The following is a 22,605-nucleotide window of genomic DNA, read 5'->3' as shown; positions in this document are numbered from 1 at the left end:
AATATGAAAATAATTATTGCTGGAGCTGGTGAAGTTGGATTTCATTTAGCAAAATTATTGTCTTACGAGTCTCAAGAAATTACACTTATTGATACGGATAGAGACAGTTTGTCTTACGCAGATAACCATTTAGATATCAAAGTCATAAAAGGTGATGCGACGTCAATTGCTATTTTAAAAGAGGCAAAAATTGACCGCGCAGATCTTTTAATTGGTGTTACAGCATCCGAAACAACAAATATTACAGTTTGTGTTTTGGCCAAACAACTAGGAGCAAAACGTACCATTGCAAGAATCTCTAATACCGAGTTTATTAAACATAAAGATGAGGTAGGGTTTACTAGATTTGGTATTGATGAATTGATTTCTCCAGAAAGTTTAGCAGCATCAGAGATTGAGTTACTTTTAAATCAATCGGCTTTTAAAGATAGTTATGAGTTTGAAGATGGTGCATTAACCATGGTAAGCTTAAAGCTTTCAAGAACCGCAGGTTTTGTTGGAAAAACAGTGAAAGAAGCAGCCGAGTTATTTTCTGAAATACATTTTGTGCCCATTGCAATTCAACGTTTTGGAACACAGTATACAATTATTCCTAGAGGAGATACTGAGTTTAGAGAAGGTGATAATGCCGTATTTATTACGTGTGCAGGTGGAGGAGAAGAGTTATGCAGAATGACCGGTAAAGCCAATACTCCTGTAAAGGATGTTATGATTTTAGGAGGAAGTAAAATTGGTTTTAAAACAGCAAGAGACTTATCTGCTAATGGTTTTAATGTTAAATTAATAGAAAATAATAAAGATGTTGCTTTTGATGTAGCAGATGATTTGCCAAAAGTACTGGTGATAAATGGTGATGGTAGAAATGTAGAATTATTAGAAGAAGAAAATATTAGCGATATGGATGCTTTTATTTCTGTAACTGGTAATTCAGAGACTAACATCATGTCTTGTTTGATGGCTAAGTCTAAAGGTGTAAAGAAAACTATTGCTTTGGTTGAGAATATGGACTATTTTGAATTGTCTCAATCTATAGGTATTGATACACTTATAAATAAAAAACTACTTGCAGCAAATAACATTTTTAGATATATCCGTAAAGGTGATGTTGTTGCAATGACTAAACTTAACAACATGAATGCAGAGTTGTTAGAGTTTAAGGTCAAGTCTAGTTCTAAGATTTGTAATAAATTAATAAAAGACGTTAAGTTTCCTAGATCAGCTATTGTAGGCGGTGTAATTAGACACGGTGAAGGTTTAATAGCTTTAGGAGGTTTTAGGATCGAAGAAGGCGATTATATCGTGGTATGTTGTTTACCAAGATCTATAAAAGAGGTTGAAAAATTATTTTTATAATGAGAAAACGTTTACGTCTTAACTACAAAATAATATTTTATTTTTTCGGATTGTTATTGGTGTTTAATGGTGGCTTTATTTTGTTGTCAGCATTAGTCAGTCTTATCTATGAAGATGGGGTAACATTAAATCTGTTTTTATCTGGTTTTGGAGTGTTACTTTTTGGTCTTTTAGGGATGTTTAATCATCGGGACCATAACAAAGAGTTAAACAAACGTGAGGGTTATATTGTAGTGTCCTTTGGGTGGATTGTAATGTCACTATCAGGTGCTATTCCATATTTAGCTACAGGAGCTATTCCAAGTTTTACAAATGCTTTTTTTGAAACCATGTCCGGTTTTACAACTACGGGTGCTTCCATTTTAAATGACATTGAGATTGTTCCAAAAGGGGTATTGTTTTGGAGGAGTTTAACGCACTGGATTGGTGGTATGGGTATTATTGTGTTGGCAGTAGCCATACTTCCATTATTAGGTATTGGAGGGATGCAGTTATTTGCTGCAGAAGCACCTGGTCCGAGTGCAGATAAATTACATCCGCGCATTACAGATACAGCTAAGCGTCTGTGGTTAATCTATTTTGGATATACAGCTGCCGAAACTATTTTACTTAAGGTAGCAGGAATGAGTTTTTTTGATGCTATAAATCACTCGATGTGTACTTTGTCTACTGGTGGGTTTTCTACAAAAAATGCCAGTGTTGCCTATTGGAATAATAAGCCTATTATACAGTATATTATTATCTTTTTTATGTTTTTGGCAGGGTCAAATTTTGTCTTAAGTTATTTTGCTTTTAAAGGAAAAGTGCAAAAGGTAATCCAGGACGAGGAGTTTAAATTGTACTTCATGTTTGTGGCTATTTTTACTATTGTATCAGCTTTAATTATTTATTTTAGAGCAGATTTATCATTATCGTCTATAGACCATCCAATGGTATGGGGACGTGGAGAGAGTGCTTTTAGACATGCTTTATTTCAAGTAATATCAGTAATAACAACCACCGGATTTGTTACCGCAGATTATACACTGTGGACACCATTTTTAGTTGTGCTTTTCTTTGGGTTGATGTTTTTAGGCGGGTCTGCAGGAAGTACCGCTGGAGGTGTAAAAGTAGTGCGCCACATGGTATTAATTAAAAATGGGTTTTTAGAATTTAAAAGAACGTTACACCCTAATGCTATAGTACCTGTTAGATATAACAAAAGGGCAATTTCCAAAGAAATTGTATTTAATATATTAGGATTCTTTATTTTATATATGATCTCTTTTATTATCGGTGCTCTTGGTTTTTCTATGATGGGTATTAATTTTGAATCCTCTATAGGTATTGCGGCTTCTAGCTTAGGTAACGTTGGACCTGCTTTAGGGCAATTTGGTCCAGTAAATAACTACGCATCATTACCTGCAATAGGTAAGTGGTGGTCTGCGTTTTTAATGCTAATTGGTAGATTAGAGTTGTTTACGGTGCTTATTTTATTGACGCCTTTCTTCTGGCGAAACAGATAATACAAATCAATTACTTCCATGTATTTTAATGTTGTACTGTAACATTTTAAAGACTACCTCGTCTTTATTATATAACCAATACATCAATCAATCATGGAATTATCAATCAACACACAATCATTAGAACCAAACTCAGTTATTTCTTTTAATAATTATTCAGGTATCTTAAATACAAATTACAAGTCTATTGTTATTTCAAATTATAGAAATTTCAAATCAAAATCTCTGTTTAACAGAAGGCAACAATTAAAAAGTTGGTCTTATAATAGAACTTGTTGTGCCACTGCGACACTAATTAAAGTGGCATTGTTTGCGGCTATGTTAGTATTAATTGCTACTTAATTTTATTAGTCTTTTGTTATTTTCTTTATAAAGAAATGTAACATTTATCAAAAAGCTGCTACTTATATGTAAAGCAGCTTTTTTTTATGGAATAATTTTAAGGTAGTTGAATTAACTTCAACTGTCCACGAATTATTAATGTTTAATTTCTGAAGTCATTCAGACTAAAATTTAAAAATCATGGGAGGAGAAGGCGCAATGATGGCTGCAAACCAGTCGTTAAAAAGTAATAGAAGTATGATGGCAAAACGTAAAGAGAAGTCTTTTAGTTTTGTTACTAATTCTACAGAGAAGACAGAATATAATTTACCGAATATCACAGAGCAAAAGATTCTAATGTTACGCAAGAAACTGCAGCAAGAGCAAAAATTAAGGCGTACTAAACAAGTCGTAGTTTTGTCAGTTGTGATGCTGATTTTAATTGGAACGCTAATATATTATATGTAAAAAAAAAAGCTTCACCTAAGTGAAGCTTTTAATAATTTATAGGGTTGCTAGTTAGCTTACCACTTCTTTGATACGCTTAATAGCTTCAATAATTTCTTTTTGTGAAGCCGCATAACTTATTCTGATACAATTAGAATTTCCGAAAGCATCACCAGTTACGGTTGCTACTAAAGCTTCTTCTAGTAAATATAAAGAAAAGTCTGTTGCGTTATTAATTGTTTTTCCTCTTAATGTCTTTCCAAAAAAGTAAGACACATCTGGAAATACGTAAAAAGCACCTTCTGGTGTGTTAGTTTGAAAACCTTCAATGTTACTAAGTAAATCAAGAACTAAATCACGACGTACTTTAAACTCGTCAATCATAAACTTTACAACACTAGGATCTGCATTTAAAGCTGTAATTACTGCACGTTGTGCAATACAGTTTGCACCACTAGTAATTTGACCTTGCATTTTGTTACACGCACGTGCAATCCAATCTGGGGCACCTATGTAACCAATACGCCATCCAGTCATAGCAAATGCTTTAGAGACTCCGTTTACTGTAATAGTGTTGTTAAACATACCATCAATACCAGCCATACTTGCGTGTGCTTTACCTGTATAATTGATGTGCTCGTAAATCTCGTCAGAGACTACATAAATATTTGGATGTTGTCTTAAAACAACCGCCAAAGCTTCTAATTCTGCTTTGCTATATAATGATCCACTTGGGTTACAAGGACTACTAAACCAAACCATTTTTGTTTTTGGTGTAATAGCTGCTTCTAACTGTGCAGGCGTCATTTTAAAGTCTGTATCAATACTTGTTTTAACTTCAACAGGGACACCTTCACTAAGTTTAACAATATCAGAGTAACTAACCCAGTAAGGGCATGGTAAAATAACCTCGTCTCCTTTGTTTAACATAACAGCAGCTATATTTGCTAAACTTTGTTTAGCTCCTGTAGAGACAACTACTTGTGGTAACGTATAGGTTAAGTTATTATCACGTTTAAACTTTGTAATAACCGCTTCTTTTAATTCTACATAACCATCTACTGGAGAGTATGAATTATAATTGTCGTTTATAGCTTGGATAGCAGCATCTTTAATAAAGTCCGGTGTATTAAAGTCTGGTTCTCCTAAACTTAATCCAATAATGTCTTTGCCTTCACCTCTAAGTTCTCTTGCTTTTGCTGCCATAGCTAAAGTGGCAGAGGTAGACATGTTTAAAATACGGTCAGAAAGTGGTTGGTTCATTTGTGTGTTGTTATGTTGTGCAAAAATTAATTACGCTATGTTAGGGTTTTGTCCTAACATTTTTAGTTGTTGGTAATGCTCTCCAATAGCTTTCCACATCGTGTTATACTCGTTGTATGGTAAGCTAAATTCATGCGCTGTATCTTTTACTATTTTAGCAATGTTTTTGTAATGTACATGACTAATATGTGCAAATAAATGGTGTTCTACCTGTCTGTTTAATCCACCTGTGTAAAATTCTACTAACCAATTTTTAGGCGAAAAGTTAGACGTTGTAAATAACTGGTGAATGGCCCACGTGTTTTTCATGTTACCGTTTTCGTCAGGTAAAGGCATGTCCGTGTTAGGCATAACGTGTGCTAATTGAAAGACAACGCTTAAAATGATTCCTGCAGTATAATGCATGATCAAAAAGCCAATTAATACTTGCCACCAAGCATAGCCTAATGATAAAGGTAGGACTACCCAAATAGTGTAGTATAAGATTTTACCAATAATTAATTTAGTCCATTGGGTTGCAGGCTTAGGGAAATCTCCATAAGATAATTTTCTTTTTAAGTAAATGTAAGTTTGCTTAAAATCTGTAGTGATAGCCCAATTTACAGTTAATAAACCGTAAAGTAAAAAGGCATAATATTTTTGGTATTGGTGAATTTTTAACCATTTAGAATGCTTAGAGAAACGTATGATTCTTCCAGCGTCAATATCTTCATCGTGCCCTTCAATGTTAGTGTAAGTGTGGTGTAATACATTGTGTTGTACTTTCCAGTTATAATCATTACCAGCTAAAATGTGTATGCTACTTCCCATTAAGCGGTTTACCCATTTTTTACTAGAAAAGGATCCGTGATTAGCATCATGCATAACATTCATACCTACACCAGCCATACCAATACCTATAACCATAACAGATATAATTTGTAGCCAAGCTGGTAAGTCAACCGTTAATAACAATACTAAAGGACCTAGTAATAATGTAAACATTACTACTGTTTTAATATATAATTTCCAGTTACCTGTTTTTTTAATCTTGTTTTCTTTAAAATAATTATTAACACGTTTGTTAAGTGTTTTAAAAAATTTTGCAGAGTCTGTTCGAGAGAACGTTACTGTTTGTTTTGTCATCGTAATAGTATTCTTTTTTATCTTAACGAAAAAAATCGCTAAATAATATTTATTACAAAGATAATTAATTAAGCAAAACAGAACCTCCCTTTTTAGTGTTAAAATGCATATTTTTGCCAAAAATTATAAACGACTATGGAGCTGATTTTAAAGTATTTTCCTGATTTAACACCTTTACAAATAGAACAATTTACTAAGCTTGAAGCTTTGTATCAAGATTGGAACCTTAAAATAAATGTGGTTTCTAGAAAAGATATTGACGAGCTGTATTTACGTCACGTATTACACAGTTTAGCGATTGCTAAAATTGTTGATTTTAAAGCAGGAAGTTCTCTTATGGACGTTGGTACTGGTGGTGGTTTTCCTGGAATACCATTGGCTATATTGTATCCAGAATGCGAGTTTCATTTAGTAGACAGTATTAACAAAAAACTAAATGTGGTACGTGAAGTTATGGCAGGTCTTGAGCTTCAAAATGTAAAAGTAACACACTCTAGAGTTGAGGATATTAAAGAAACTTACGACTTTATTATTAGTCGTGCGGTTGCAGCAATGCCAACCTTTGTACATTGGATAAAAGGTAAAGTAGCTAAGGGACAACAAAACGATTTGAAAAATGGAATCCTATATTTAAAAGGCGGTGATTTAACGGAAGAGTTACAAAATTATCAAACCGCTAAGATTTTTGATATTTCAGATTTTTATGAAGAAGAATTTTTTGAAACTAAAAAAGTGGTGCATTTACCTATAAAGTGGAAAGCAAACTAATACATAAAAAAAGCCTCTCAAATATTTTGAGAGGCTTTTTTTATATCAGTAAGTTGGTTATTATAATCCAAACTCAGCTTTTACTTTATCTACGTAGTCTAATTTCTCCCAAGTAAATAATTCAACATCTAAAGTGATGTCTCCTCCGTTTGGTCTTGAAAATGTTTTAGATACGGTTTCGTTTTTTCTACCCATATGTCCGTATGCAGCAGTTTCGCTGTACATTGGATTACGTAATTTTAAACGGTCTTCAATAGCTGATGGACGCATGTCAAATATCTTAGATATTTTTTGAGCAATTTCGCCATCTGTCATATTAAAAGGACATGTACCATAAGTATCAACAAAAATACCCATTGGTTCTACTACACCAATAGCATAAGATACTTGTACTAAAACTTCGTCAGCAACACCTGCCGCAACTAAGTTTTTAGCAATATGTCTTGTCGCATAAGCAGCACTTCTATCTACCTTACTTGGATCTTTTCCTGAAAAGGCACCACCACCATGGGCTCCTTTTCCTCCGTAAGTATCAACAATAATCTTACGACCTGTTAATCCTGTATCTCCATGAGGTCCACCAATAACAAACTTTCCTGTTGGGTTAATATGGTATTTGATGTCGTCATTAAATAACGCTTGGATAGTTTCTGGTAATTTAGCAACTACTCTTGGTATTAATATCTCAACAATGTCTTTTCTAATTTTAGATAACATCACGTCATCTACAGCATCAAAATCGTCATGTTGTGTAGACACTACAATAGCTTCAATACGTTGTGGTGTATTATCATCACTATACTCAATAGTTACTTGACTTTTAGAGTCAGGTCTTAAGTAAGTGATGTCTTTGTTTTCACGACGTAACTCCGCTAATTCAATTAAAATTTTATGAGATAAGTCTAATGCTAAAGGCATAAAGTTTTCAGTTTCGCGAGTAGCATAACCAAACATCATTCCTTGGTCACCTGCACCTTGCTCTTCTTTACTAGCTCTGTCAACACCACGATTAATGTCATCTGACTGTTCATGTATTGCGCTAAACACACCACAAGAATTACCGTCAAACATATACTCACTTTTAGTATATCCAATCTTATTAATGGTATCTCTTGCTATTTTTTGTACGTCTAAATACGTGTTTGATTTAACCTCTCCAGCTAATACAACTTGACCTGTAGTTACTAAAGTTTCGCAAGCAACCTTACTGTCTTGGTCAAATGCTAAAAAATTATCTATTAAAGCATCACTAATTTGATCTGCTACTTTGTCTGGGTGTCCTTCAGACACACTCTCTGATGTAAATAAATACGCCATATTTGTTTTTTAAAATGTATATAATAGATTTGACGAAAGCGTCTAAGGAAGTTTACACTGCCTTTAGCATTTTTTAATGAGGTTGCAATCAGTCAAATCCGTCCTCTAAATTTATTGAGGTGCAAAAGTAGCAAAATAAAGTAAGTTATAAAGGTTACTAAAGTTAAAAATAGTTAATTGATCAATTCAAATTATTATTTCAGATTTAGTAAAAATCAAAAAACAGAGGTTAAATTATACATTTCGTATTAAGTAAACGATATAGTATTATAATTCGCAAAATCTTTGGCTAAAATTATATAGTAAACGATTGTTGCTTAACTTTATAAATTAAATAAACTTAAATAGCGTTATGTCTTTACAACCTAAATTAACACGTTTTAATCAAAATGTATTGTCAAAATATCAAATATACAATGGTATTTTTATGACGCTTCCTTTTGATACAATTACAAAAACAGGAGTCTTACTTCCTTTGTTTCATGAGACTTGTAAAAAAGGATTTGATAGTGGAGATAACCCTACCGTGATTGTCGATACTTTTTTTAAAAAGTACCAAGCTAGACGTTCGGATTCATCCAAAATAGATTTATTATTTAGGTTTATTCAATATATAGAACGTCAAGTCGTGTTATTTGATGCTATTGAAGATGCAGCATTTCCTATTGTTAATAATATGGAAGGGATAGGTACGCTTCGTAGTTTAAAAGAGAGCGCTGCTGCGGAAGGGAAGCTAGATAAGTTACGTCAGTATTTAGAAGAATTTAAAGTGCGCATTGTACTTACAGCGCATCCAACACAGTTTTATCCTGGAGCAGTTTTAGGTATTATTACGGATCTTACAGAAGCCATAAAGCAAAATGATTTATTAAGAATCAATGATTTATTGGCACAGTTAGGAAAAACACCATTTTTTAAACATGAAAAGCCAACGCCTTATGATGAAGCGGTTAGCTTGATATGGTATTTAGAAAATGTTTTTTATGAATCCTTCGGAACAATTTACGACTACATCCAGCAAAATATTTTTGATGGTCAGCATATAGATAACGAGATTATTAATATTGGGTTTTGGCCAGGAGGAGATAGAGATGGTAACCCATTTGTAACGCCGGAAATAACAGTAAAAGTGGCAACAAGGTTACACGAAACTATTATTAAAAACTACCATAAAGATGTTAGAAAGTTAAAGCGTAAACTAACTTTTCAAGGTGTTGAGGAGCGTATTTCTAAAATCGAAACTGAGTTATATAAAAAGATTCTTAACGAAAAATCGACTTTAACTTTAGACGGTTTTGTTTCAGAATTAAAAGAAATTAAGCAAGTCATTATTGACAAGCATCAGTCGCTATATGTTACTGAGATTACTAGTTTGTTAAACAAATTACATCTGTTTGGATTTCATTTTTCAAGTTTAGATATACGTCAAGATAGTAGAGTGCATCACTCCATATTTACGTCTATGATAAATAGTATGATAGAAAATGGAAGTAAAGATATACCTGCAAATTATCATGATTTATCAGAGAAGGAACAAGTAAAACTATTATCTGAGGTAAAAGGTACAGTAGACTTGTCTTTAATTAAAGACGAAGAAACGCTTAAAGCACTTAATACAATAAAGGCTTTAAAGTCCATCCAAGAGACTAATGGAGAGTTGGCAGCAAACCGATATATTATAAGTAATAATCAAACAACGTTGCATGTTATGCAGTTATTTGCTATGCTAAAATTGGTTGCTTTTCAAGATGATTTAACCGTAGATGTCGGTCCGCTTTTTGAAACTATTACAGATTTAGAAAATGCACATCTAGTTATGGAAGAGTTGTATACTAATCCTGCTTATGCCAAACATTTAAAAGCTAGAGGAAATAAACAAACCATTATGTTAGGGTTTAGTGATGGAACTAAAGATGGAGGGTATTTAATGGCTAACTGGGCTATTTATAAAGCAAAAGAACGCTTGACTGCTATTTCTAGAAAATATGATATTACAGTAATATTTTTTGATGGTCGTGGTGGACCGCCAGCAAGAGGTGGAGGTAAAACGCATAATTTTTATGCATCTTTAGGACCAACTATTGAGGATAAAGAAGTGCAATTAACTATTCAAGGACAGACTATTAGTTCTAATTTTGGAACGTTAGATTCGTCACAATATAATTTAGAGCAATTAATCAGTTCTGGTATTTACAATAGTTTAAGTGATACGGATTTGCGTATGTTACCAGAAAATAGAGTGGTGATGGATAATTTAGCAAAACTGAGTTATCAAGCTTATGTAGATTTTAAAAACCATCCCAAGTTTATATCATATTTAGAACATATGAGTACTTTAAAGTACTATGCTAAAACTAATATTGGAAGTAGACCATCCAAACGTGGTAAAGCAGAAGGTTTGGTGTTTGAAGATTTAAGAGCCATACCATTTGTAGGATCTTGGAGTCAATTAAAACAGAATGTACCAGGATTTTTTGGTGTTGGTACTGCTTTAAAGCATTATGAAGATGCAGGCGAATTTGAAAAAGCGCAAAACTTATTTAAAACGTCTAGTTTCTTTAAAACACTAATAGAAAATAGTATGATGTCTTTATCAAAGTCGTTTTTTGATTTGACTAAATACATGAGTGATGATCCAGAATATGGTGCTTTTTGGAATGTTATCCATACGGAATACGTTACTACAAAACGCTTAATTTTAAAGCTTACGGGTTACACGGAGTTAATGGAGGAAGAACCATCAGGGAAAGCGTCTATTAAGGTCAGAGAATCTATTGTTTTGCCACTTCTAACTATTCAGCAATTTGCTTTAAAACAAATTCAAGAATTAGAAAAAGCAGAAGTAAAAGACACAGCACTTATTGCAGTTTATGAAAAACTAGTAACACGATCGTTGTTTGGAAATATAAACGCGAGTCGTAATTCGGCTTAAATTTCTTAAAAAATTATTTTTTTTACTAAGGGTGTATGGCAGGTTTGATCTTTTTCAAACTTGCCATACTTGTTTTTATTAGTTTTTTATTCTGTTTAAATTGCATTATTAAGAAATATTTTCTGTTTAATTAATTATTTGTTAATTATTCGGAAAAATATTCTGTTTTGTTTGTTTGTAAACAATATATTTTGCAATATTTGTATTCACAAAGTTCAAAAACTTACTGAAATGTTATCAAGAAAGGTGGAGAGATAGACTCGCTGAAGCCTTAGCAACCCTTAGACTTACTAAGAAGGTGCTAAATTCTACTTAATTTTCGATTCATTAATCGAAACATTGGATAGATAACTCAAATCTAATTACCCATCTGTAATTAGTATTTTCTTTTTAACATTTTTCTATTATGTATGTCTCACAAAGAGACTTATTTGACTTTTGGTTTAATTTATTTAACTCGAAAAACTTAGAAAAATGAGTACACAAAAATTTGCAACACAAGCATTACACGCAGGTCACGACACAACAAAAACAGGAGGGACAAGAGCGGTTCCAATTTATCAAACAACATCATACGTTTTTGACGATTCTGATGATGCAGCAGGACGTTTTAACTTATCCGTTCCTGGGTTTATTTATACACGATTAAACAATCCTACAAACGATGTTTTAGAGCAACGTATTGCGGCGCTAGAAGGCGGTATTGCGGCAGTCGCAACAGCGTCAGGTACAGCAGCAATTTCTACAACATTATTAACGCTATTAAAAGCAGGAGATCATATTGTTGCCTCTAGTAGTTTGTACGGTGGGACGTATAACTTATTAAGTGTAACCTTACCAAGACACGGTATTACAACCACTTTTGTGGATCCATCAGATCCAGAAAATTTTAGTAAAGCAGTACAAGAAAACACAAGAGCTGTATTTGTAGAGTCTTTAGGGAATCCAAAATTGGATGTATTAGATTTAGAAGCCATATCAACACAAGCAAAAGCGCATAAAGTACCATTAATTGTAGATAATACAGTTGCGACACCTTACTTGTTAAATCCTATCGCGTATGGCGCAAACATCGTCATTCACTCCTTAACAAAGTACATTACAGGTAACGGGACCTCATTAGGAGGAATTATAGTAGATGCAGGAACATTTGATTGGACTAATGGAAAATTTCCAGAATTTACAGAACCTTCTGCAGGTTATCATGGTTTGGTTTATAGTGATGTTATTGGTGCAGCAGCATTTATAGCAAAAGTGAGAATTGAAGGTTTACGTGATTATGGTGGTGCATTAAGCCCTTTTAATGCGTTTCAGATTATTCAAGGATTAGAAACTTTAGAACTAAGGATTTTAAAGCATTCTCAAAATGCATTAGAATTGGCAAAATGGTTACAAGAACAACCAGAGGTAACTTGGGTAAACTATCCAGGATTACAAACTAGTAAATACAATGCTTTAGCTAAAAAGTATTTGCCAAAAGGACAAAGTGGTGTTGTAACGTTTGGAGTTGATGGTGGTTTTGAATCTGCTAAAAAAATAGCGGATACTACTAAACTGTTTTCATTATTAGCAAATATTGGAGATACAAAATCATTAATTATTCATCCAGCAAGTACAACGCATCAACAACTTAGTGATGAGGCACAACATGCTACAGGTGTTACAAAAGATTTAATTAGACTATCTGTGGGTATCGAGAATATTGACGATTTAAAAGCCGATTTAAAAGAAGCGTTTGCAGTAGTTAAAAAAACAGTTTTAGCATAAGCATAAAATAATTTTAGTTGTTTAACCCGAAATATAGTTTCACGCTTTTTAGTTGCCATTTTAAAGCGTGAAACCTATTTCTAACACAATACCATGAGTCAGTTAAAACACATAGATATACCTGATTTTGTTACTCAAAACGGAACAGTAACCAATATTAATTTGTCATATCAAGTTTTTGGTAAGCCATTACATACGGCGCCAATTATTTTGGTTAATCATGCGTTAACTGGTAATAGTAATGTTACTGGAAGTGATGGTTGGTGGTCTGATTTAATTGGAGATAATAAGTGTATAGATACATTACATTATACCATTTTGGCTTTTAATATTCCAGGTAATGGGTTTGATGCTAATCCCGCAAATCTGATTCATAATTATAAAGATTTTTCGGCACGTAATATAGCGCAGCTATTCGCCTTAGGCTTACAGCATTTATTAATAAATAAGTTGTTTGCTATTATTGGAGGTTCAGTAGGTGGTGGTATTGCTTGGGAGCTAGCTGTGTTAAAACCAGACTTAGCAACGCATATTATTCCTATAGCTACAGATTGGAAAGTAACAGATTGGTTAATTGCTAATTGCCATATTCAAGATGCTATTTTAAATAATTCAAGCAAGCCTTTAGAGGATGCAAGGATGCATGCTATGACTTTATATCGTACGCCAGAGTCGTTATCCAAAAAATTTGATCGTAATCAAAACTCAGAATCCCTTTTTAAGGTGGAAAGTTGGCTTAATTATCATGGAGACAACCTAAATAAGCGATTTAATTTATCTGCCTATAAATTAATGAATCAAGTTTTAAAAACTATAGACATAACCAGAAACAGATTAGCTTTTAAGGAGGTTGCTTCTAGAATTAGTGGGACGGTACATATCATAACTATTAATAGTGATTTGTTTTTTAAGGCTGAAGAAAACTGGGAAACGTTTATTGACCTAAAATCTGTAAAACAAAATGTGACTATTGGCGAAATAAAATCCATACATGGTCACGATGCTTTTTTAATCGAATTTGAGCAATTATCAAAATTATTAACACCCGTGTTTAAAATTGAAAACACAAGCGATGCTGTATTAAAAAAAGCAATATAAATATGAAACACCATTTTGAAACCGAAGCTATTAGAACACAGACGGAGCGTAGTCAGTATTTAGAGCATTCTACGCCATTATATTTAACGTCTAGTTATGTTTTTGAAGATGCTGAGGATATGCGCGCTTCTTTTGCAGATCAGAAAGTGCGTAATATTTACAGTCGCTATTCTAACCCAAATACATCGGAATTTATAGATAAAATATGTAAAATGGAAGGCGCGGAAAGTGGTTATGCATTTGCTTCAGGTATGTCTGCTGTGTTTTCTACCTTGGCAGCGTTACTAAATGCAGGAGATCATATACTGTCTTGCAGAAGTGTTTTTGGTTCTACTCAAACCATGTTTAAAAATATTTTGCCTAAATGGAATATTAGCACTAGTTATTTTAAAATAGATGAAATTGAAAGCATAGAACGTTTAATTCAACCTAATACAAAAATTATTTATGCCGAAAGTCCAACAAATCCAGCGGTAGATATTTTGAATTTAGAAGCTTTAGGAAGCATTGCCAAAAAGCACAACCTTATTTTAATTATTGATAACTGTTTTGCGACACCTTATTTACAGCAACCAATACAATTTGGAGCAGATTTAGTAATTCACTCTGCTACAAAATTAATAGACGGACAAGGTCGTGTGTTGGGCGGTATAACTGTTGGTAATGCTAAGTTAATTAAGCAAGTGTATTTGTTTTCAAGAAATACAGGACCAGCATTATCACCATTTAATGCTTGGGTGTTATCTAAAAGTTTAGAGACGTTAGCAGTAAGATTGGACAGACATTGTGATAATGCTTTAAAAGTAGCCGTGTTTTTAGAAAGTCACAATAAAGTAAATCTTGTAAAATATCCCTTTTTAAAATCACACCCGCAGCATCAGTTGGCTAAAAAGCAAATGAAAGCAGGTGGAAGTGTTGTTGCATTTGAAGTTAAAGGCGGTATTGATGCAGGACGACAGTTTTTAAACAGTATAAAACTATTGTCATTGTCAGCAAATTTAGGTGATACCAGAACTATAGTTACACACCCAGCATCTACCACACATGCAAAATTAACAGAAGAGGAAAGACTGCAAACTGGTATAACCGGTGGTTTGGTGCGTATTTCAGTAGGGTTGGAGCATCCCGAAGATATTATTAACGATTTAAAACAAGCTTTAGCTTTTTAAAATAAAACATATAAATTATGAGTAGTAACCCAGAATTTAAACACATCCAAGAATACTTAGACAAAGGTGCTGTAATATTAGATGTCAGAACTGAAGTAGAATATAATGAAGGTCATGTTAAGCAGTCCTTGCATATTGTTTTGGATGATTTAGAAGACGAAATTGAGCATGTAAAAGCACTGCAAAAACCCATTATTACATGTTGCAGAAGTGGTGCAAGAAGCGAAAGGGCTAAAGATATTTTGGCGGATTATGGGGTAGATGTCATTAATGGCGGTCCTTGGCAAAACGTTCAATCTTATCTTTAAAATATAGGTTATGGCAGATATTTATAAAGAAATACAGAAACGAATTTTAGTCTTAGATGGCGCGATGGGAACTATGTTACAACGTTATAATTTTTCTGAAAAAGATTTTAGAGGAGAACGTTTTAAGGATTATCCGTCTTCCTTAAAAGGAAATAATGATTTGCTGTCATTAACACAACCTAATGCTATCGCAGATATACACCGTAAGTATTTTGAAGCGGGAGCAGATATAGTAGAAACCAATACATTTTCTGGTACAACAATAGCTATGGCGGATTATGACATGGAAAATTTAGTCTATGAACTTAATTATGAGTCTGCTGTAATTGCTAAATATGTCGCAACGGAGTTCACTAATAAAGACCCAGATAAACCACGTTTTGTAGCAGGTAGTATTGGTCCAACAAATCGTACAGCAAGTTTAAGCCCTGATGTTAATAGACCAGAATATCGTGCGGTAACTTTTGATCAATTACGGGTGGCTTACAAACAACAAGTAGAAGCTTTAATTGATGGCGGTGTAGATTTGCTTTTAGTCGAAACTATTTTTGATACCCTAAATGCTAAAGCGGCATTATTTGCTATAGAAGAAGTCAAGGAAGATCGCAATATAGATATTCCAATTATGGTGTCTGGTACTATAACAGATGCTTCCGGTCGCACATTATCAGGACAAACAGTAGAAGCTTTTTTGGCTTCGGTATCTCATATTCCGCTATTAAGTGTTGGATTTAATTGCGCACTTGGAGCAGAGCAGTTGCAACCTTATTTAAAGCGGTTGTCTAATCAAACTGAGTTTTATACATCGGCACATCCAAATGCAGGATTACCCAATGCTTTTGGCGAGTATGATCAAACACCTAAACAGATGCAGGCTTTAATTGAAGCATACTTAAAAGACGGTCTAATTAATATTATTGGCGGTTGCTGTGGTACAAATCCAGAACATATTAACGCCATTGCTGAGGTTGCTAAAAACTATAAACCAAGGCAAACAGATGTTGCTGTTTAATATAATCAATTTGACATTTTTACTTCTGATAAAATAGTTTAAACACACCTGTAAATTATCGCTTTCGCGGAAACTAAACATGAAAAAAAGCACCAATAAATATTTAACACTTTCTGGGTTAGAACCCTTAATTGTAACGCCGGAAAGTAATTTTATAAACGTAGGAGAACGTACTAATGTTACTGGGTCTCGTAAGTTTTTAAGATTAATTAAAGAAGAAAAATATAACGAAGCTTTAGAGGTTGCAAGGGACCAAGTAGATGGTGGCGCGCAAATTTTAGATGTCAACATGGACGAAGGGATGTTGGACGGGGTTTATGCCATGACCACCTTTTTAAACCTGATTGCTTCAGAACCTGATATTTCCAGAATCCCTATAATGATTGATAGCTCTAAATGGGAAATTATTGAAGCCGGCTTAAAGGTGGTCCAAGGTAAATCAGTTGTTAATTCTATAAGTTTAAAAGAAGGTGAAGCTAATTTTATACATCAGGCTAAATTAGTTAAACGTTATGGAGCAGCTGTAATTGTTATGGCTTTTGACGAAGATGGTCAGGCAGATACTTATGAGCGTAGAATTGAAATTTGTAAACGGTCTTATGACGTTTTAGTCAATACCGTGGGGTTTCCTCCGCAGGACATTATTTTTGATCCTAATATTTTTCCTGTAGCAACAGGAATGGAAGAACATAGAAAAAATGCATTAGATTTTTTTAATGCCACAAAATGGATTCGAGAAAATTTACCTTATGCTAATGTGTCTGGAGGTGTTAGTAATGTGTCGTTTTCTTTTAGAGGAAACAATACAGTGCGCGAAGCCATGCATTCTTCATTTTTATATCACGCCATTAAAAATGGGATGAATATGGGAATTGTAAATCCAACGATGCTTGAGATTTATGACGAAATTGATAAAGCCTTGTTACAGTGTGTGGAAGATGTTTTGTTTGATAGACGTGACGATGCTACAGAGCGCTTATTGGATTATGCAGAAACGGTTAAAGATAATTATAAAGCAGCCGATGTGGCTGTTCAGGAATGGAGAAGCGAACCACTTCAAAAACGAATTACACATGCGTTAGTTAAAGGGATTGATGCCTTTATTATTGAAGATGTTGAGGAAGCAAGGCTAATTGCTAAAAGACCAATTGAAGTTATTGAAGGTAATTTAATGATTGGAATGAGTGTTGTTGGAGATTTGTTTGGTAGCGGAAAAATGTTTTTGCCACAAGTTGTAAAATCGGCTAGAGTAATGAAAAAAGCAGTTGCTTATTTACAACCTTTTATAGAAGCAGAAAAAGACGGAAAACAGGAGTTTGCTGGTAAAATTTTAATGGCAACGGTAAAAGGAGATGTGCATGATATTGGAAAAAATATAGTGAGTGTTGTTTTGGGTTGTAACAATTATGAGATTGTGGATCTAGGCGTTATGGTTCCGCCAGAAAAAATAATAGAAACTGCTATTAGAGAGCAAGTGGATATTATTGGTTTAAGTGGATTAATAACACCATCGTTAGATGAGATGGTTTATATCTCTAAAGAAATGGAGAAAAATAATTTAGATATTCCGTTAATTATTGGAGGAGCAACAACATCCAAAGCGCATACATCTGTTAAGATTGCACCACATTATAAAGATACCGTTGTGCATATTAATGATGCATCTAGAGCAGTAACTGTGGTTGGCGAGCTGTTAAACAAAAACAATGTTGTTTATAAAGAACAGATTAGAACGGAGTATGATAAGTTTAGAGAGCAGTTTTTAAATAGAACAAAACAAAAGGACTATATCACCATTGAAGACGCTAGGAAAAGAAAGTTTCCAATCGATTGGAATACCACCACTATTGTAAAACCTAAGCAATTGGGCATCGAGATCATTGAAGATTTTGATATTACTAAATTAGAGTCGTTTATAGATTGGTCTCCGTTTTTTAGAAGTTGGGATTTACATGGTAAATATCCTGATATTTTAACGGATACTATTGTTGGAGAACAAGCAACGGATTTGTTTGCTGATGCTCAAGAATTATTACAGAAAATTTTTGATCAAAAGTTATTAAAAGCTAAAGCTGTTTTTGGACTATTTCCTGCTAATACCATAAATGATGATGATATTGAGGTTACTCTCAATGATTGTCACACGGAGCACAGTCGAAGTGTGTTAGAGGACCAACTAACCTTCCTAACCTTACGTCAACAATTAAAGAAAAGAGACGGTGTGCCTAATCATGCATTAGCAGATTTTATTGCACCAAAAGACACTGGAATCCAAGATTATATGGGCGCTTTTTGTGTATCTACTGGATTTGGAACTGCAGCATTAGCTAAGCAGTTTGAGGATGATAACGATGACTATAATTCGATTATGATAAAAGCATTAGCTGATCGGTTAGCGGAGGCTTTCGCCGAATATTTGCATAAAGAAGTTAGAACCAACCATTGGGGGTATGCACAAGACGAAAGTCTTACTAATCAAGACTTGATTAAAGAAAATTATAAGGGGATTAGGCCAGCACCTGGTTATCCTGCTTGTCCAGATCATCTAGAAAAGCAAACCATTTGGAAGCTGTTAAAGGTTGAAGAAAATATTGGTGTGCAATTAACAGAGAGTCTAGCAATGTGGCCTGCAGCTAGTGTAAGTGGTTACTATTTTGGAAATCCAGAGGCTAAGTATTTTGGCTTAGGAAAAATAAAAGAAGATCAATTAAATGATTATGCAAAACGCAGAGGCATTAGTAAAGCAGAATCAACCAAATGGCTAAACCCAAATTTAGCGGATTAGTGCGTTAGTGATTGAACGGTTTGTCTGAGCTCCTCGCAGAGAGCGAGTAGTGAAAGCGCGACCCTTGCGGTAACGCCAAAAAAAGTAGTACTATAATAATTTTAGGCACAAAATGAAAGTAACAGAACATATAAGTAGAGGTGAAGGGAAAACGCAATTTTCTTTCGAGATTTTACCACCTTTAAAAGGGCAACACATACAGAAGATTTTTGATAATATTGATCCATTAATGGCCTTTAATCCGCCTTTTATTGATGTGACGTATCACCGTGAGGAATATGTTTATAAGGATTTGGGTTATGGTTTGCTTAAAAAACAGGTGGTTAAAAAGCGTCCGGGAACGGTTGGTATTTGTGCTGCTATCCAGAATAAATATAATGTGGATGCTATTCCGCATATTTTATGTGGTGGTTTTACTAAAGAGGATACTGAGAATTTTTTGATTGATTTGGATTTTTTAAATATTGACAATGTTATGGCGTTACGTGGTGATGCGGTTAAAACCGAAACCTATTTTACGCCAGAAAAAGAGGGCCATGCCTATGCTAGTGATTTGGTAAAACAAATAGCAGCGCTTAATAAGGCTAATTATTTAGATGATCAATTACTTAATTGTAGTGCCACAGATTTTTGCGTTGGAGTTGGTGCGTATCCTGAAAAACATATGGAGGCACCGAGTTTGGATAGTGATATTCATTTTTTGAAAAAGAAGATTAAAAATGGCGCTGAATATGTGGTCACACAAATGTTTTTTGATAACGAAAAGTACTTTCAGTTTGTAGACAAATGTAGGAGTGAGGGGATTACGGTCCCGATTATCCCGGGATTAAAACCAATATCTACTTTAAAACAGTTAAATGTTATTCCGCATCGTTTTCATGTGGATTTACCAGAAGCGTTAATTAAAAGTATTATTAAATGTAAAACAAATGTTGAGGTTAGGCAGGTTGGTATTGAGTGGTGTATACAGCAATCTTTAGAGCTTAAAAAAGCAGGATTACCGATGCTACATTACTATTCGATGGGAAAAAGTGATAATATAAAAGCAATCGCAGAAGCTGTTTTTTAATAATAAAAAACGCTTACTTTTGTATCATGCTTTCTAAAAAAACAAAATACGGAATTAAGGCGCTTACTTTTCTAGCAAGACAGGATACACATGTGCCTGTTAGAATTGCTACAATATCTGAAAGCGAAAATATTTCTTTAAAATTTTTAGAAACGATTTTATTATCGCTTCGTAAAAGTGGTTTTTTAGGTTCTAAAAAAGGCAAAGGTGGCGGTTATTATTTATTGAAAAACCCAAAAGATATTCCTATGACGGAAGTTATGAGAGTCTTGGAAGGTCCAATAGCCATGGTGCCTTGCGTAAGTTTAAACTTTTACGAAAAATGTCAAGATTGTCCAGATGAGGATATTTGTGCAGTCAATAAAATTATGCTTAAAGTACGTGATAGTACATTAGAGATTTTTAGAAATACGACATTAGCGGATTTATCTAATTAGCAGATTCTCAATAATCATCCCTGTTTTTTTAACTATTATTCTTGATTTATAACATATAAATTTATAGGTTTGCACTATTACCCTACTAAATCTATAGGGTATTATGAATTAAAGTAATGTAGTGATATGGAAAATGTAATAAATCAGCAAGTAAGTTTGGATAGAGAAGAGGTAGCGCCTTCAGAGAATATTAAAAGGAGTTTAGTAAAAACAATAAGTTGGAGAGCGGTTGGTACAATTACAACAGTAGCAATCTCTTATATAATTACCGGTACGATGGCTTTGGCTTTTTCGATTGGTGGGATAGAATTAATTTCTAAAATGGTACTGTACTTTTTTCATGAACGTGCTTGGGAAAAAATTAAATGGGGTAAATAATGAGCTTAGATTTAGATAAAATTAATAAAGACTTAGAAGGTAAAACACCTCAAGAGATTGTAGAGTGGGCAATTAATATAGCAGACACTCCTGTAGTAACTACTAATTTTAGACCTTATGAAGCTGCTATTTTAAAAATAACTAGCGCAACCAAAAAGGATATTAAAGTTATTTGGTGCGATACGGGTTATAATACGCCAAATACATATAAACACGCAGAAGAGGTAATTAATATATTAGGTCTTAACGTTAAATTATATGTTCCAAAACAGACAACAGCACATCGTGATGTTGTTTTAGGTGTGCCAAGTATTGAGGATCCAAAGCATGCAGTGTTTACAGAGCAGGTTAAGTTAGAACCTTTTAAGCGCGCTATGGCAGAGCATAAACCTGACGTCTGGTTTACTAATTTACGTAAAGGTCAAACCGCTTTTAGAAATAGCATAAATATTGTGTCTCAGGATAAAAATGGCGTTATAAAAGTAAGCCCATTTTATAATTGGACAGATAAAGAGTTGGATGTCTATTTAGAAGAAAACAATTTGCCTAATGAGTTTAAATACTTTGATCCAACTAAACAATTAGAAAATAGAGAGTGTGGATTACATGCTTAAAAAGATAAAAATGATAGATACTTCAAATATAAATCCGTTAGAAAACGAAGCCATATACATAATGCGAGAAGTCGCTGCGCAGTTTGAAAAGCCAGTGCTTTTATTTTCGGGTGGTAAAGATTCCATTACATTAGTACGCTTGGCTCAAAAGGCATTTTACCCAGCAAAAATTCCGTTTCCATTAATGCATATAGATACAGGTCATAATTTTCCTGAAACTATAGAATTTAGAGACCGTTTAGTAAAAGAATTAGGTTTAGAGCTTATTGTAAGAAACGTTCAAGACTCTATTGATGATGGTAAAGTAAAGGAGGAATCGGGACGTTACGCTAGTAGAAATCAATTACAAACGACCACACTTTTAGATGCTATTGAAGAGTTTAAATTTGATGCTTGTATCGGTGGAGCACGTCGTGATGAAGAGAAAGCAAGGGCTAAAGAACGTATTTTTTCTGTTAGAGATGATTTTGGGCAATGGGATGAGAAAAATCAAAGACCAGAATTATTTGATATGCTAAATGGTCAAATTGAATTAGGACAAAACGTACGTGTTTTTCCTATTTCTAATTGGACAGAGTTAGATGTGTGGTCTTATATTCAAAAAGAAAATATTGAGATTCCTTCTATTTATTTTGCACATACAAGAGCTACTTTTTTAAGAGACGGATTAATCTGGTCAGCAGATGATGAGGTTGTGTATAGAGATGAAGAAGAAGAAGTTGTAGATAGAATTGTACGTTTTAGAACGGTAGGAGATATGAGTTGTACGGCAGCAGTGTTATCTGAAGCTTCAGATATCTCAAGTGTTGTTCAAGAAATTAGAGACTCTTCTATATCAGAAAGAGGCGCTAGGATTGATGATAAGCGATCTGAAGCAGCAATGGAAAAACGCAAGCAACAAGGTTATTTCTAGAATGTTTTTAGAATAATACAGCGT

At 33.8% G+C, this 22,605-nt stretch carries 20 protein-coding genes and 1 riboswitch; of the genes, 17 read left to right on the top strand and 3 right to left on the bottom strand.

The window, feature by feature from the left end; translation table 11 throughout:
- Nucleotides 1-3 precede the first annotated feature (3 nt).
- The 4 genes from trkA to ACZ2G2_RS03270 all read left to right on the top strand — a co-directional run bounded on the left by trkA (nucleotide 4) and on the right by ACZ2G2_RS03270 (nucleotide 3,647).
- Nucleotides 4-1,353 carry a Trk system potassium transporter TrkA gene (gene trkA, locus ACZ2G2_RS03285; RefSeq protein ID WP_090837857.1) on the top strand — a complete coding sequence of 450 codons (1,350 nt, stop codon included), beginning with the start codon at nucleotides 4-6 and terminating at the stop codon, nucleotides 1,351-1,353.
- Nucleotides 1,353-2,858, top strand: a complete 1,506-nt coding sequence (locus ACZ2G2_RS03280) for a TrkH family potassium uptake protein (RefSeq protein ID WP_272021863.1) — start codon at nucleotides 1,353-1,355, stop codon at nucleotides 2,856-2,858. The genes trkA and ACZ2G2_RS03280 overlap by 1 nt, the downstream gene beginning before the upstream one ends.
- A gap of 93 nt (nucleotides 2,859-2,951) precedes the next feature.
- On the top strand, nucleotides 2,952-3,200 hold the full coding sequence (locus tag ACZ2G2_RS03275) for a hypothetical protein (protein WP_470393964.1): 249 nt from the start codon (nucleotides 2,952-2,954) through the stop codon (nucleotides 3,198-3,200).
- A 180-nt stretch (nucleotides 3,201-3,380) separates the two neighbouring features.
- Nucleotides 3,381-3,647 carry a hypothetical protein gene (locus ACZ2G2_RS03270; RefSeq protein ID WP_470393963.1) on the top strand — a complete coding sequence of 89 codons (267 nt, stop codon included), beginning with the start codon at nucleotides 3,381-3,383 and terminating at the stop codon, nucleotides 3,645-3,647.
- A gap of 51 nt (nucleotides 3,648-3,698) precedes the next feature.
- Here the strand turns inward: ACZ2G2_RS03270 and ACZ2G2_RS03265 are convergent, their stop codons facing one another.
- Both ACZ2G2_RS03265 and ACZ2G2_RS03260 read right to left on the bottom strand, forming a co-directional pair.
- Nucleotides 3,699-4,889, bottom strand: coding sequence for a pyridoxal phosphate-dependent aminotransferase (locus tag ACZ2G2_RS03265; protein WP_101204041.1), 1,191 nt, complete (start codon nucleotides 4,887-4,889; stop codon nucleotides 3,699-3,701).
- A 30-nt stretch (nucleotides 4,890-4,919) separates the two neighbouring features.
- Complete coding sequence (locus ACZ2G2_RS03260) at nucleotides 4,920-6,014, bottom strand: fatty acid desaturase family protein (protein WP_470393962.1); 1,095 nt, start codon at nucleotides 6,012-6,014, stop codon at nucleotides 4,920-4,922.
- Between the two features lie 135 nt (nucleotides 6,015-6,149).
- On the opposite strand from ACZ2G2_RS03260, the gene rsmG reads away from it, so the two are divergent.
- Nucleotides 6,150-6,782: a 16S rRNA (guanine(527)-N(7))-methyltransferase RsmG gene (rsmG, locus tag ACZ2G2_RS03255; RefSeq protein ID WP_470393960.1), complete on the top strand. Its 633-nt coding sequence runs from the start codon at nucleotides 6,150-6,152 to the stop codon at nucleotides 6,780-6,782.
- Between the two features lie 60 nt (nucleotides 6,783-6,842).
- Here the strand turns inward: rsmG and metK are convergent, their stop codons facing one another.
- On the bottom strand, nucleotides 6,843-8,099 hold the full coding sequence (metK, locus tag ACZ2G2_RS03250) for a methionine adenosyltransferase (protein ID WP_101204040.1): 1,257 nt from the start codon (nucleotides 8,097-8,099) through the stop codon (nucleotides 6,843-6,845).
- A 352-nt stretch (nucleotides 8,100-8,451) separates the two neighbouring features.
- On the opposite strand from metK, the gene ACZ2G2_RS03245 reads away from it, so the two are divergent.
- From ACZ2G2_RS03245 to cysD, 12 genes are all read left to right on the top strand, one after another.
- Nucleotides 8,452-11,031, top strand: a complete 2,580-nt coding sequence (locus ACZ2G2_RS03245) for a phosphoenolpyruvate carboxylase (protein ID WP_470393958.1) — start codon at nucleotides 8,452-8,454, stop codon at nucleotides 11,029-11,031.
- Between the two features lie 231 nt (nucleotides 11,032-11,262).
- Nucleotides 11,263-11,385, top strand: a riboswitch (SAM riboswitch).
- A gap of 120 nt (nucleotides 11,386-11,505) precedes the next feature.
- A complete protein-coding gene (locus ACZ2G2_RS03240; RefSeq protein ID WP_470393956.1) occupies nucleotides 11,506-12,798 on the top strand; it encodes an O-acetylhomoserine aminocarboxypropyltransferase/cysteine synthase family protein in 1,293 nt (430 codons plus the stop codon).
- 93 nt (nucleotides 12,799-12,891) lie between these two features.
- Nucleotides 12,892-13,896: an alpha/beta fold hydrolase gene (locus ACZ2G2_RS03235; protein ID WP_090837842.1), complete on the top strand. Its 1,005-nt coding sequence runs from the start codon at nucleotides 12,892-12,894 to the stop codon at nucleotides 13,894-13,896.
- A 2-nt stretch (nucleotides 13,897-13,898) separates the two neighbouring features.
- Nucleotides 13,899-15,065, top strand: a complete 1,167-nt coding sequence (locus tag ACZ2G2_RS03230; RefSeq protein ID WP_470393954.1) for a trans-sulfuration enzyme family protein — start codon at nucleotides 13,899-13,901, stop codon at nucleotides 15,063-15,065.
- Nucleotides 15,066-15,082: 17 nt separating this feature from the next.
- Complete coding sequence (locus tag ACZ2G2_RS03225; RefSeq protein ID WP_470393952.1) at nucleotides 15,083-15,373, top strand: rhodanese-like domain-containing protein; 291 nt, start codon at nucleotides 15,083-15,085, stop codon at nucleotides 15,371-15,373.
- 10 nt (nucleotides 15,374-15,383) lie between these two features.
- Nucleotides 15,384-16,385, top strand: a complete 1,002-nt coding sequence (locus ACZ2G2_RS03220) for a homocysteine S-methyltransferase family protein (RefSeq protein ID WP_470393950.1) — start codon at nucleotides 15,384-15,386, stop codon at nucleotides 16,383-16,385.
- A 79-nt stretch (nucleotides 16,386-16,464) separates the two neighbouring features.
- Nucleotides 16,465-19,170 carry a methionine synthase gene (gene metH, locus ACZ2G2_RS03215; RefSeq protein ID WP_470393948.1) on the top strand — a complete coding sequence of 902 codons (2,706 nt, stop codon included), beginning with the start codon at nucleotides 16,465-16,467 and terminating at the stop codon, nucleotides 19,168-19,170.
- 112 nt (nucleotides 19,171-19,282) lie between these two features.
- Nucleotides 19,283-20,239 carry a methylenetetrahydrofolate reductase [NAD(P)H] gene (gene metF, locus ACZ2G2_RS03210; protein WP_470393947.1) on the top strand — a complete coding sequence of 319 codons (957 nt, stop codon included), beginning with the start codon at nucleotides 19,283-19,285 and terminating at the stop codon, nucleotides 20,237-20,239.
- 26 nt (nucleotides 20,240-20,265) lie between these two features.
- Nucleotides 20,266-20,676 (top strand): RrF2 family transcriptional regulator, encoded by a 411-nt coding sequence (locus ACZ2G2_RS03205; protein WP_090837831.1) that lies wholly within the window; start codon nucleotides 20,266-20,268, stop codon nucleotides 20,674-20,676.
- A gap of 126 nt (nucleotides 20,677-20,802) precedes the next feature.
- Nucleotides 20,803-21,054 (top strand): DUF2061 domain-containing protein, encoded by a 252-nt coding sequence (locus ACZ2G2_RS03200; RefSeq protein WP_470393944.1) that lies wholly within the window; start codon nucleotides 20,803-20,805, stop codon nucleotides 21,052-21,054.
- Nucleotides 21,054-21,668: a phosphoadenosine phosphosulfate reductase domain-containing protein gene (locus ACZ2G2_RS03195; protein WP_282069078.1), complete on the top strand. Its 615-nt coding sequence runs from the start codon at nucleotides 21,054-21,056 to the stop codon at nucleotides 21,666-21,668. Before ACZ2G2_RS03200 ends, ACZ2G2_RS03195 begins: the two co-directional genes overlap by 1 nt.
- A 10-nt stretch (nucleotides 21,669-21,678) precedes the next feature.
- The gene (gene cysD, locus ACZ2G2_RS03190) at nucleotides 21,679-22,581 is read left to right on the top strand and encodes a sulfate adenylyltransferase subunit CysD (RefSeq protein WP_218701460.1); all 903 of its coding nucleotides are present in this window, start codon (nucleotides 21,679-21,681) and stop codon (nucleotides 22,579-22,581) included.
- The last annotated feature ends 24 nt before the right edge of the window (nucleotides 22,582-22,605 follow it).

Source organism: Olleya sp. KKT75 (genome assembly GCF_055635485.1).
Note: the sequence above shows the minus strand (reverse complement) of the source record. Positions and strands in the feature narration are given on the sequence as shown.

Coding starts and splice junctions, on each gene's coding strand:
- metF (WP_470393947.1), top strand. CDS start 19,283: ATGAAAGTAACAGAACATATAAGTAGAGGTGAAGGGAAAACGCAATTT.
- ACZ2G2_RS03200 (WP_470393944.1), top strand. CDS start 20,803: ATGGAAAATGTAATAAATCAGCAAGTAAGTTTGGATAGAGAAGAGGTA.
- ACZ2G2_RS03245 (WP_470393958.1), top strand. CDS start 8,452: ATGTCTTTACAACCTAAATTAACACGTTTTAATCAAAATGTATTGTCA.
- trkA (WP_090837857.1), top strand. CDS start 4: ATGAAAATAATTATTGCTGGAGCTGGTGAAGTTGGATTTCATTTAGCA.
- rsmG (WP_470393960.1), top strand. CDS start 6,150: ATGGAGCTGATTTTAAAGTATTTTCCTGATTTAACACCTTTACAAATA.
- ACZ2G2_RS03195 (WP_282069078.1), top strand. CDS start 21,054: ATGAGCTTAGATTTAGATAAAATTAATAAAGACTTAGAAGGTAAAACA.
- ACZ2G2_RS03260 (WP_470393962.1), bottom strand. CDS start 6,014: ATGACAAAACAAACAGTAACGTTCTCTCGAACAGACTCTGCAAAATTT.
- ACZ2G2_RS03230 (WP_470393954.1), top strand. CDS start 13,899: ATGAAACACCATTTTGAAACCGAAGCTATTAGAACACAGACGGAGCGT.
- ACZ2G2_RS03220 (WP_470393950.1), top strand. CDS start 15,384: ATGGCAGATATTTATAAAGAAATACAGAAACGAATTTTAGTCTTAGAT.
- ACZ2G2_RS03205 (WP_090837831.1), top strand. CDS start 20,266: ATGCTTTCTAAAAAAACAAAATACGGAATTAAGGCGCTTACTTTTCTA.
- metK (WP_101204040.1), bottom strand. CDS start 8,099: ATGGCGTATTTATTTACATCAGAGAGTGTGTCTGAAGGACACCCAGAC.
- ACZ2G2_RS03265 (WP_101204041.1), bottom strand. CDS start 4,889: ATGAACCAACCACTTTCTGACCGTATTTTAAACATGTCTACCTCTGCC.
- ACZ2G2_RS03225 (WP_470393952.1), top strand. CDS start 15,083: ATGAGTAGTAACCCAGAATTTAAACACATCCAAGAATACTTAGACAAA.
- ACZ2G2_RS03275 (WP_470393964.1), top strand. CDS start 2,952: ATGGAATTATCAATCAACACACAATCATTAGAACCAAACTCAGTTATT.
- metH (WP_470393948.1), top strand. CDS start 16,465: ATGAAAAAAAGCACCAATAAATATTTAACACTTTCTGGGTTAGAACCC.
- ACZ2G2_RS03280 (WP_272021863.1), top strand. CDS start 1,353: ATGAGAAAACGTTTACGTCTTAACTACAAAATAATATTTTATTTTTTC.
- ACZ2G2_RS03235 (WP_090837842.1), top strand. CDS start 12,892: ATGAGTCAGTTAAAACACATAGATATACCTGATTTTGTTACTCAAAAC.
- ACZ2G2_RS03270 (WP_470393963.1), top strand. CDS start 3,381: ATGGGAGGAGAAGGCGCAATGATGGCTGCAAACCAGTCGTTAAAAAGT.
- ACZ2G2_RS03240 (WP_470393956.1), top strand. CDS start 11,506: ATGAGTACACAAAAATTTGCAACACAAGCATTACACGCAGGTCACGAC.
- cysD (WP_218701460.1), top strand. CDS start 21,679: ATGATAGATACTTCAAATATAAATCCGTTAGAAAACGAAGCCATATAC.